Source organism: Pseudomonas sp. A39, assembly GCF_058145955.1.
Genome location: NZ_JBYVMD010000018.1, coordinates 104,643 through 114,811, shown reverse-complemented (window position 1 = coordinate 114,811; position 10,169 = coordinate 104,643). Strand labels below are relative to the sequence as shown.

Annotated in this window: 8 protein-coding genes; 5 read left to right on the top strand and 3 right to left on the bottom strand. The window is 60.4% G+C overall.

Going from position 1 to position 10,169, the window contains the following annotated elements; translation table 11 throughout:
• Window positions 1-218: 218 nt before the first annotated feature.
• The 3 genes from AC3ZU9_RS16050 to AC3ZU9_RS16040 are packed head-to-tail and all read left to right on the top strand — an operon-like array spanning window position 219 to window position 3,784.
• Window positions 219-878 carry a paraquat-inducible protein A gene (locus AC3ZU9_RS16050; RefSeq protein WP_012722055.1) on the top strand — a complete coding sequence of 220 codons (660 nt, stop codon included), beginning with the start codon at window positions 219-221 and terminating at the stop codon, window positions 876-878.
• A complete protein-coding gene (locus AC3ZU9_RS16045) occupies window positions 865-1,488 on the top strand; it encodes a paraquat-inducible protein A (RefSeq protein WP_012722056.1) in 624 nt (207 codons plus the stop codon). The genes AC3ZU9_RS16050 and AC3ZU9_RS16045 overlap by 14 nt, the downstream gene beginning before the upstream one ends.
• Entirely contained in the window at window positions 1,481-3,784 is a 2,304-nt protein-coding gene (locus tag AC3ZU9_RS16040; RefSeq protein ID WP_012722057.1) for a PqiB family protein, read from the top strand. The genes AC3ZU9_RS16045 and AC3ZU9_RS16040 overlap by 8 nt, the downstream gene beginning before the upstream one ends.
• Before the next feature lie 172 nt (window positions 3,785-3,956).
• Here AC3ZU9_RS16040 and mksF read toward each other — a convergent pair whose 3' ends face one another.
• The 3 genes from mksF to mksB are packed head-to-tail and all read right to left on the bottom strand — an operon-like array spanning window position 3,957 to window position 8,768.
• On the bottom strand, window positions 3,957-6,797 hold the full coding sequence (gene mksF, locus AC3ZU9_RS16035; RefSeq protein WP_012722058.1) for an Mks condensin complex protein MksF: 2,841 nt from the start codon (window positions 6,795-6,797) through the stop codon (window positions 3,957-3,959).
• Window positions 6,794-7,501 carry an Mks condensin complex protein MksE gene (mksE, locus tag AC3ZU9_RS16030; RefSeq protein ID WP_012722059.1) on the bottom strand — a complete coding sequence of 236 codons (708 nt, stop codon included), beginning with the start codon at window positions 7,499-7,501 and terminating at the stop codon, window positions 6,794-6,796. Before mksE ends, mksF begins: the two co-directional genes overlap by 4 nt.
• Window positions 7,491-8,768 (bottom strand): Mks condensin complex protein MksB, encoded by a 1,278-nt coding sequence (gene mksB / locus AC3ZU9_RS16025; RefSeq protein WP_012722060.1) that lies wholly within the window; start codon window positions 8,766-8,768, stop codon window positions 7,491-7,493. The genes mksE and mksB overlap by 11 nt, the downstream gene beginning before the upstream one ends.
• A gap of 187 nt (window positions 8,769-8,955) precedes the next feature.
• Here mksB and AC3ZU9_RS16020 point away from each other — a divergent pair, with 187 nt between their 5' ends.
• Both AC3ZU9_RS16020 and rimI read left to right on the top strand, forming a co-directional pair.
• On the top strand, window positions 8,956-9,702 hold the full coding sequence (locus tag AC3ZU9_RS16020; RefSeq protein ID WP_052308614.1) for a hypothetical protein: 747 nt from the start codon (window positions 8,956-8,958) through the stop codon (window positions 9,700-9,702).
• Complete coding sequence (gene rimI / locus AC3ZU9_RS16015; RefSeq protein WP_003188286.1) at window positions 9,695-10,147, top strand: ribosomal protein S18-alanine N-acetyltransferase; 453 nt, start codon at window positions 9,695-9,697, stop codon at window positions 10,145-10,147. The genes AC3ZU9_RS16020 and rimI overlap by 8 nt, the downstream gene beginning before the upstream one ends.
• The last annotated feature ends 22 nt before the right edge of the window (window positions 10,148-10,169 follow it).

Below are 10,169 nucleotides of genomic sequence, written 5' to 3'. Positions count from 1 at the left end.
GATGCATCGCCGATGGTAGTGTGGGGTTTCCCCATGTGAGAGTAGGTCATCGTCAAGATTAAATTCCGAAACCCCATCTGCGAAAGCAGATGGGGTTTTGTTTTGGGCGGTCGAAAACCCAAAACCGACACTTGATCCCCTGACAAATTTGCACAGTTATTTCTGAACTAGACCACTAGAATAGGCACCTAACCTTTTTTAGAGTCCGAGCCCTATCTATGCCCGATCCGGTTGATGCCCTTGAGGTGTCGGATTTACCACTGGACGACCTGGTGGCATGCCACGAGTGCGACTTGCTGATGCGCAAGCCAGTGCTCGCCCTCGGCGAAAAAGCCCAATGCCCCCGTTGCGGTTACGAGCTGTATGCTCACCGCCACAATGTCGTTGAACGTAGCCTTGCCCTGGTACTTGCGGCACTGTTGCTGTACATCCCCGCGAACTTTTTACCCATCATGCAGCTCAATCTACTCGGGCAGTCCTCTGAAGACACCGTCTGGAGCGGCGTTGTTGGCCTTTTTGATACAGGCATGCAAGGCGTGGCTGTGGTGGTGTTCCTGTGCAGCATGGGCATTCCGTTGCTCAAGCTGCTCTGCCAGTTGGCAGTGTTGCTCAGCATCCGTTGGAACATCGGCCGCAGCTATGGACTGCTGCTGTACCGCATCTACCATCACATGAAGGATTGGGGGATGTTGGAGGTCTATTTGATGGGCGTGCTGGTGGCGATCGTAAAACTCGCCGACATGGCCTCCATCACAGTCGGACTGGGCCTGGTCTGTTTTGTCAGCCTACTAATGGTTCAAGTGTTGCTTGAGGTGGTGATGTCGCCCCACCAGATCTGGCAAGCGCTCTCAGGAGAGGACGATCATGCGGGCGATTGATGCAGGCATTCTGATTTGTACCGAATGTCATGAATTGAACAAACAAGACGCTGATTCGGATGAGCAGATCTGCACGCGTTGCGGTGCGCTGATCCATGCCCGCCGTCCCAACAGCCTCACACGCACCTGGGCGTTGCTGGTCACGGCAGCGATTTTGTATATCCCGGCTAACCTGCTGCCCATCATGACCATCAATTCCTTGGGGCAAGGTGATCCCAGTACCATCATGGCCGGTGTGATCCAACTGGTGCAGCACGGTATGTTCCCGATTGCGGCAGTCGTATTCATCGCCAGCATCCTAGTACCGACGTTCAAGTTGGTAGGCATAGGTCTGCTACTGTTCTCGGTGCAGCGTCGCCAACCGCTGTCCGCGCAACAACGCATTGTGATGTACCGCTTTATCGAATTCATCGGTCGCTGGTCCATGCTGGATATCTTCGTGATTGCCATCTTGGTGGCCGTTGTAAATTTTGGACGACTTGCCAGTGTCGAGGCCAATCTCGGTGCTGCAGCGTTCGCCAGTGTGGTGATCTTGACGATGCTTGCCGCAGTAACTTTTGATCCCCGACTGATTTGGGATAACACGGAGTCGGACGACGACCATGAGTGATTTGCCTAAAGCTAAAACCCGCCCGGCCTCCAATTGGTCGGCCATTTGGGTGCTGCCCCTGATTGCCCTGATCATTGGTGGCTGGCTGGGATGGCGTGCCTATTCCCAGCAGGGCATCGATATCCAAGTGCGCTTTGAAAGCGGCGAAGGTATCCAAGTCAACAAAACCGAAGTGGTCTACAAAGGTATGCCGGTGGGCAAGGTCAAGGCCCTGGCCCTGGACGACGAAGGTAATAATCGAGGGGTGATTGCCACCATCGAGATGAACAAGGACGTCGAGCAATACCTCAAGACCAATACCCGCTTCTGGTTGGTCAAACCCAGCGTCAGCCTTGCCGGCATCACCGGCCTGGAAACCCTGGTATCGGGTAACTACATCGCCGCCAGTCCAGGCGACGGTGAGCCCTCGCGCAAATTCAAGGCGCTCTCTGAAGAGCCACCCTTGTCCGACGCCAAGCCCGGTCTTCACCTGACCGTCAAGGCCGACCGTCTTGGCTCGCTCAACCGTGGCAGCCCGGTGTTCTATAAGCAGATACAGGTTGGGCAAGTCAAAAGCTACCTGCTTTCCGAGGACCAGAGCACCGTCGAAATCAAGGTCTATATCGAACCGACCTACGCCAGCCTGGTGCGCAAACACACCCGTTTCTGGAACGCCAGTGGCATCAGCATCGACGCCAACCTGTCCGGGTTGAAGGTGCGCAGCGAATCGCTCTCCAGCATCGTTGCTGGTGGCATCGCCTTCGCCACGCCCGAGAATCGCAAGGACAGCCCGCCGACCGATCCAAGCCTGCCTTTCCGGCTCTACGAAGATTTCGACGCCGCCGCCGCCGGGATCAAGGTGAAGGTTCAGCTGGCAGATTTCGAGGGGCTGCAGGCCGGGCGTACTCCGGTCATGTACAAGGGCATCCAAGTTGGCAGCCTGAAGACCCTGAAAATCAACCCGGATCTTTCCAGTGCCAATGCCGAACTGACACTCGACCCCTTGGCCGAGGATTACCTGGTTCAGGACACCCAGTTCTGGGTAGTCAAACCCTCTATCTCCCTGGCCGGCATCACTGGCCTTGAAGCCTTGGTCAAAGGCAACTACATCGCCATTCGCCCAGGTGACAAAGGCACTCCACCACAACGCGAGTACATCGCCCGCGCCAAAGCGCCACCGTTGGACCTGCGTTCACCGGGCCTGCACATGGTGCTGTTTACCGATAACCTCGGCTCCCTGGATGTCGGCAGCCCGGTTCTCTACAAACAGGTCAAGGTCGGCTCGGTGCAGAGCTACCAATTCTCGCGCAAGAACAAACAGTTGGTGATCGGCGTTCACATCGAGAAGGAATACGAAAATCTGGTCAACGGCTCGACGCGCTTCTGGAACGCCAGCGGTGTCACCCTGACCGGTGGGCTCACCGGTGGCATTCAGGTGAAAAGTGAATCCCTGGCCAGCTTGATGGCCGGCGGTATCGCGTTTGAAACCCCGCAACCGAACGTACCGCTGAAAAAACGCATTCCGCGTTTCCGTCTGTTTGCCGACCGAGACGCCGCCAACCAACATGGCACTCTGGTCACTATCAAAGTCGACCGCGCCGATGGCATGCGCCCTGGCACCCCGGTGCGCTTCAAGGGCCTGGACGTGGGCAAGATCGAAAGTGTCGACCTCAGTGCGGATATGCAGTCGGTAGTGCTCAGTGCACGTATCACCCAGGTAGCGGACCGCATTGCGCGCGTCGGCAGCCAGTTCTGGGTAGTCAAGCCTGAGCTGGGCCTGATGAAAACCTCCAACCTCGAAACCCTGGTTACCGGGCAATACATCGAAGTGCAGCCGGCTGCGAAAAACGCTGGCCCGCAAAAGAGCTTTGTCGCGCTGGACCAGCCTCCTGAAGCCGCCCACCAGGAAGCTGGCTTGAGCCTGACACTCAGCGCCGCACGCCGCGGTTCGCTCAAGGAAGGCGTACCGGTCACCTATCGCGAAGTTACCGTCGGCAAAGTAACAGGTTACGAGTTGGGCCAAACGGCGGACCGTGTACTCATCCATGTCCTGATCGAGCCCAAGTACGCACCCTTGGTACGCAGTGGCAGCCGCTTCTGGAACACCAGCGGTTTTGGCCTCGACTTCGGCCTGTTCAAAGGCGCCACCGTACGCACCGAATCGCTGGAAACCCTGGTTGCCGGCGGCATCGCCTTCGCCACCCCAGACGGCGAGCGCATGGGCAACGCCGCTCGGCCGCAGCAAACCTTCCCGCTGTTCGACAAGTTCGAAGATGAATGGCTCACTTGGGCGCCTAAGATTCCACTCGGTAAATAGACCGAGTCGCGGCCATCGCGGGCAAGCCCGGCTCCCACATTTGACTGCGTTCCTACAGGATAAACGCAGTTAGCTGTGGGAACGGCTTGCCCGCGAAGGCGCCGGCACAAACAACACAAAAAAAGGCCCTTGGATTCTCATCCAGGGGCCTTTTGCATTTCAGCGCAAAAACTCAGACCTCATCCAACTCCGGCTCATCCGCCTGCACATTCACCGTCGCCTTCACCGCATCATGACGACGGATATACTTCCAATCCGCCTCATCGATATAAATCCCGTTTGGCCCGCTACCGCCTTCCAGGTCGATCGCCACCTGGGCGGACACCTGCGGCTTCACACTGGCGAGGATCGGCACAAAGCCCAGCTGCAAGCTGGTTTCCAGCAACGCCGCCTGGTTCTTCTCATCGATATCCGCCGCCTCGTCGAGGTAGTACGGCAAGCGCACACGCCCGGCCTGGTCGCGGTCCATCAAGTGCAGCAACAAGTACATGTTGGTCAGCGCCTTGATGGTCATGGTGGTGCCGTTGGACGCCGCGCCATCAATGTCGGTATGGATCACGGGTTGGCCATGCACCTTGGTGATCTCGAAGGCCAGCTCGAACAGGTCCTTGAGGCCCAGCTGGTTATGGTTGGCAGCCACCAGGCGCGCGAGGTATTCCTTGGCTTCTTCGTTCTTGTTGTCCTGCTCGGCGCTCTGGCTGAGGTCGAACACCGACAGGGTCTCGCCCTCTTCGTATTGACCGGCACTGTGGATAATCTGGTCGATATGCTTGAGCGCTTCCTTGTTCGGTGCCAACACGATCCGGAAGCTCTGCAGGTTGGAGACCTGACGCTTGTTGATCTCGCGGTTGAACAACGCCAACTGGTGCTCAAGGCTGTCGTAGTCGCTGCGGATATTGCGCAGGGTACGCGCAATGTCAGTGACCGCCGCGCGACGTGCCTTGCCCAACGTCAACGCTTCATCGGTGCGATGCGCATACGCATTGATCAGCAGTTGCAGGCGACGCTCGACATCATCTTCACTGTCGAACTTGGCCACGCCCTTGAGGCGCACCTGCGCATACAACGCCTCGATCTGGCCATCGGCGCGCAGCAACCCTTGCCAGCTGTCCTGATAGTCGTTGAGCAGCGGCAGCAGGTTGTCCATGGAGTCGTCGACCGGGTCCATGAACGGTGTGCCGAACGGCAAGTCCGCCGGCAACAGCTGGCGACGGCGCAACGCGTCATCCAGCGTACGCTGTTTGGCTTCCATATCGCCGATCTGGCGGCCTACCAGTTGCAGCTTGGCCGACAGTTGCTGGACGCGCTCGGTGAACGCATCGCTGGAGCGTTTCAACTCATCTTGCGCCGCTTCCATCTGCGCCAGGTTTTCCAGCTTCTCGCCTTCTTCCGCGCTTAGGGTTTGTGCGCGGCGGAAGTCTTCGAGAGCCTTCTGTGCGTCAAGTACCTGCTGGTAGAGCGCTTCGGTCTGGGTCTTGCTCGCGGCGCGGTCAGACGCGACAGCCTGCTGGGTTTTCAGCTGCTTGAGTTCTTTCTCCAGTCGCTCTTTCTGGTCGCGCAACGCAGCGCGATCCGCCAAAGCCTGTAAGGCCGGTGGTTCGATGTGCGAGATGTCGATGGACAGCCCCGGCACTTCAAAACGCTCGCCCTTGAAGCCATCCAGGATCTGCTCCAGGGATTTGACCCACTGGCCGTCCTCATCCAGCGTGATGCCATGCTCGCCCAACGGCAGGCTGAACAACGAGCTGTTGAACAGGCGCATCAGACGCTCGACATCCTGCTGTGAGAATTCTTCCCGCAGTTTGGCGTAGCTGTTGTTGTCGGCGTGGTCGAGCTGCTGCTTGACCGACTTCAAGCGCTTTTCCAGGTCGCGCAGACGCTCGTCTAAATCCTCGGCGCTGAACTGCCGCGACTGCGCGAGGGCGCCCGCCAATTCATCGTGAGCATCTTTGGCCGCCAGCAGCTGTTGCTCCAGCACTTTCACGTCATCCACGAGCGCAAAGCGATGCTTGAGCACCGACAGCTCGCCCAACCAACGCTGGATCCCGCTGATTTCCCGCTCCAGGCGCATCAGCTCCTGGGTGCCGCCACGTTGGTCGTTCTGCAGCGCATCCTGCTCATTGCGGTAGTGCTCGGCCTGGATCGTCAGCTCTTCTTTGCGCGCACTGGCGTAGTCCGACCAGGTGCCCAGCAACGAATCCAGCAGTGGCGACAGGCGATGCAATTTGCCGCGCAACACGTCGCGCTGGCGAACGCCATTGGACAGCGCTTCAACCAGCGGGCCGGCCGCTACCAGCGAGTTGTAATCCTGCTCCATGCGTCGCACATCGCGGAAGGCTTCTTCGCACGCCGCGATGTAATCCACGCTGCCAGAACGCAGGCTGTGTTCAAACGCATCCAGAAACAGTTGCTTGAGCTTGGCCGCCGTGATTTCGCGCATGTGCAGCAGGTTGATAAACAGCGCGCGGAAGGTCTTCAGGCTCTGCTCGCTGGTGGATCGCAGCGGGATCAGCGTCAGGTCCAGCGGGATCGACGTATGACCACCCACCAACAACCGGCGCAGTTCATCCGGCTTGAGTTCGTAGGCTTTCAGGCCTTCGCGTTCCAGGTTGGTGAACAGCTCTTTCTGACGCAGGCAGGTGTCGTTCTTCTGGTAGTGAGCCAGGTCCAGCTTACCGGCGTAGGCAAAGAACTGGTGCCCGAAACCGCCGCCAGGGCCGCGCCCGACCACGCCGATCACGTGCGGGCCGTGGGGCAGGGAGACTTCCACGAGGATGTAGCTGGTGTCGGTCGCGAAGTAGAAGCGCCGCGATTGCTCCAGGGTGTACTTGCCGAAACTCATGTCCGACATGCGCGCCAGGATCGGGAACTGCAAGGCGTTGATCGACGCGGATTTACCCAGGTTGTTCGCGCCATACACCGACAGCGGTTCTTCCAGCGGGAACAAGCCCAGGCTGTAGCCGGCGGTGTTCAATAGGGCGAAGCGGCGGATGCCGTAGCGTTCCTTGCTCATGCGTCGGTCTCCTGTTCTTCGGCAATGGCACGTGCCAGGGCGTCTTCTTCGCTTTCATCCGCGAAGTCGCTCAAGTCGAGTGGGTCATCGGTTTTCAGCAATTTCTCATCGCTGTCTTCGTCGATGATCACCGGTGCCGGCAGCGGCAACACGCTGTGCACGCTGGCTGCGAGGTCGCGGTCTTGTTGCACCGACAGGCACACATCGAGGAAGCGGTGCATGGGCGGCAGGAAGCGATAAATGCCGTTGTCTTCGCTGGCAAAACCCAGCTGGGTCATACGGCGCATGATTTTCTCTTCGAGTTCTTCCTGGGTCTGCACCTCGGCCTGGATAAACAGGTCGCGGTACTTCTCCAGCAGCGACGGCAACTCATCACGGCCCAGGCTGCCACCATCCAGCACGGCAATCGGGTCGCGGCCCTGGTCGGCCAGATGCTCGACGATGATGAAGGTGAACAACGCCAGGCGCTGGGCGGTCTTGTTCACCTGCGCACTGGCGATGGCCGAGTCCGGCACGAAGTAGTAGAAACCACGGGTATCGCACACCAGCTCAAAGCCCAGGGCCTTGAACAGCGTGCGGTACTGGTCCTGGAAGTTCGACAGTTGTGCGTACAGCTCCGGGTCGCGGCGGCTGACGTGGTAACCCTTGAACAGCTCGCGAAAGATCGGTGCCAGCTGGGACAGTTCGGATAGATCAAGATGCATAAGGCGTGCTCGCAGAATTCTCGGCGGAGTCGGTGCTGGCCGGGAGCAGGGCGAATGAGCGCAGGCTGACCTGGTGCTCGTGTGTGTGGTAATCGCGGCGTTCCAGGCGTTCGCGCTTGAAGCGTTTTTCACGCGAGAGGCGCGAGAACCAGTACAGCAATTCGTCGGTGGCGCCGTCCGGTTCCTGCTCCAGCAGCCAGGTCATCAGGTCCGGCATCGGCAGTGCGTCTTCGCAGCGCTCGAGCATTTCCTTGACCGTGCGCGGAGCACGCTGGGCGTCGCCCTTGTGGGATTTGTGCGCCTTGGGGAAACGCGCCGGCTTCGGCTCGAAGTTCGCGAGGGCATACACATAGGCCTCGACCTGGCTGGCACTGCCGAGGAAGGTGCTTTGCGGCCGGGTAAACATCGGCATCGCCGCCTGCGGCACCGCGTCCAGGCCTTTACGTCGGATGGCCGACAAGGCCAACGCCGCGCCACGGGTCACAGCATTATGCCGGCGCGCTTCTTCGCGCAGCGGCAGTAGCAGCTCGCGGGCATGACGCAGGGTCAGCTGGGCGCTGGTCTGCATCTCGAGGATGCGCGCGTGGGTGCGCAGCAGCATGTCGTCGTCCACCAGGTGGCCGAGGCGCTGCTGCTCGGTGAGCATGCGCAGCAGCACGTTCTCCACCTTGCGCACGCCTTGCTCGAAGGCGCCGTCGGCGTTCACCAGTTGGATCATCGGTTCGACGTATTCGTCCCAGGTCGCCAGGACTTCGGCGTAACGCTGGCGCAACGGAATCTGCCGGTCGCTGGTCTTGGCGCGGTCGGCCACGGCGGCGAGGGCCTGTTCGTCGTTGGCGAGTTTTTTCAACACGTCGCGCACGCGCATGTCGAGCAGGCGCAGCTGGCGGGCCAGGTCGTGGCCATCACGGATGTCGAAGGCGTCCTGGATATAACCGGCCAGGCGCTCGAGGTGGCGCAGGTAGGCTTCGATTTCCAGGCACAGGCCAAGCCGGTGCTCCTTGCGAAGATACGCCAGGAAGTCGTGGATCTGCGCGTTGAGCTCGAAACGGTTCGGGCTCTTGGCGACAGGCACCAGGATATCCAGGCGAATCCACACGTCCAGCAGGCTGGTGATGTCCTGGGGCGTGCTGTCCAGTTGTTGGGCCGCCAATTGCGCGCGCAGTTCGCTCAGGCTCAGGGTGCCTTGGTCGAAGTGTTCGCACAGTGGCTCAAGCAGGGCCCAGTGTTCGGCGAGGGCGCGCAAGACGCGCTTGGGTTCGATCATCGGAATGGCCGGCTGGTTGGCGATTAAAAGTCGCGATTGTACTGCATCGGGCGCGGGATTTATCCACAGCCGGTCAGTGTGCAGTGGGCGATTGTTGCCGAACAGCGGTAGAATCCCCGCTCTTTAGTTATCCACAAGTGGCCGAGCTGTGCTTATCGAGTCCCGACGTCGCGCTTACTTGACCGCCATGCAGGTGGTCAACTGGCTGCCCCGCACCGAACTGCCGTTTGCCGCGCCGTCGCGGCCCGAGCTGTTGCAGGCGCCTGAGCCCTATGAGGCGTTCGAGTCGTCGGGGGAGGAGGCGGCTGCACCGGTGGCGGTGGTCAAACCCACTCCGGAATCGCGCCCGGCCGTCGAACGGGCGAAGATCGAAGTGCCGCGCCCTTCGCCGGTGGTCAAGGCGGCCAAGGTGGTCGAGGAGGCCGCCCCGGTGGTCAAGGCCCCGGTGGTGCCGCCGCCGCGTTTCGCCCTGCAATTGCTGCGGGCCGGGCGCTGCCTGCTGCTGGTGGAGTTGCCGACCGGCGAACGCTTCCAGACCCGCGACCCCGCCTACATGCTGCTTAAGGACATGCTGCGCGCCGCCGGCCTGCCCGACAGCCCGCAAATCGTCGGCGACCCCGTACGTTGGCCGCTGCTGGTGCGTGGCACCATGGACCAGGGCCCGGAAGCCGCGCGGGACTTTGTGCAAGGCTTCGTCTCGGCACGCCTGGAAGACGAACCCTGTGTGTGCCTGTGGCTGATCGGCCTGCCCGCCGTGCGCTTTGCCGGTGAAGCCAATGCCGAAGCCTGGTACCGCGAGCTGCAGGTCGACAGCCTGGGCACCGTGTGGGCCCTGCCGGGCCTGGAATTATTAATGGAAGAGCCACAGCGTAAGGCTGATGTCTGGCAAGCCATGCGCCGGCTGATGGCGCGCTGGAAAACAACCGATGAGTGAGGCTTTATCCTTCCGCCCGATGACCGAGGCTGACCTCGACGCCGTGCTGAAAATCGAATACGCGGCGTTCAGCCACCCCTGGACCCGTGGGATCTTTCTCGACGGGCTGGGCAAGTACCAGATCTGGCTGATGTTCGAAGGTGAGCAGCAGGTGGGCCACGGCGTGGTGCAGATCATCCTGGATGAAGCGCATTTGCTGAACATCACCGTGAAGCCGGAAAACCAAGGCCGTGGCCTCGGCCTAGCGCTGTTGGAGCACCTGATGTCCCGCGCGTATGCCGCCAATGCGCGGGAATGCTTCCTGGAAGTGCGCGACAGCAATACCGGCGCGTTTCGCCTGTATGAGCGCTATGGCTTCAATGAAATCGGCCGTCGGCGCGACTACTACCCCGCCGTGGGTGGCCGCGAAGATGCGGTCGTGATGGCCTGCACCTTGGTCGACTAAGTCACCAAAACCACTGTGGGAG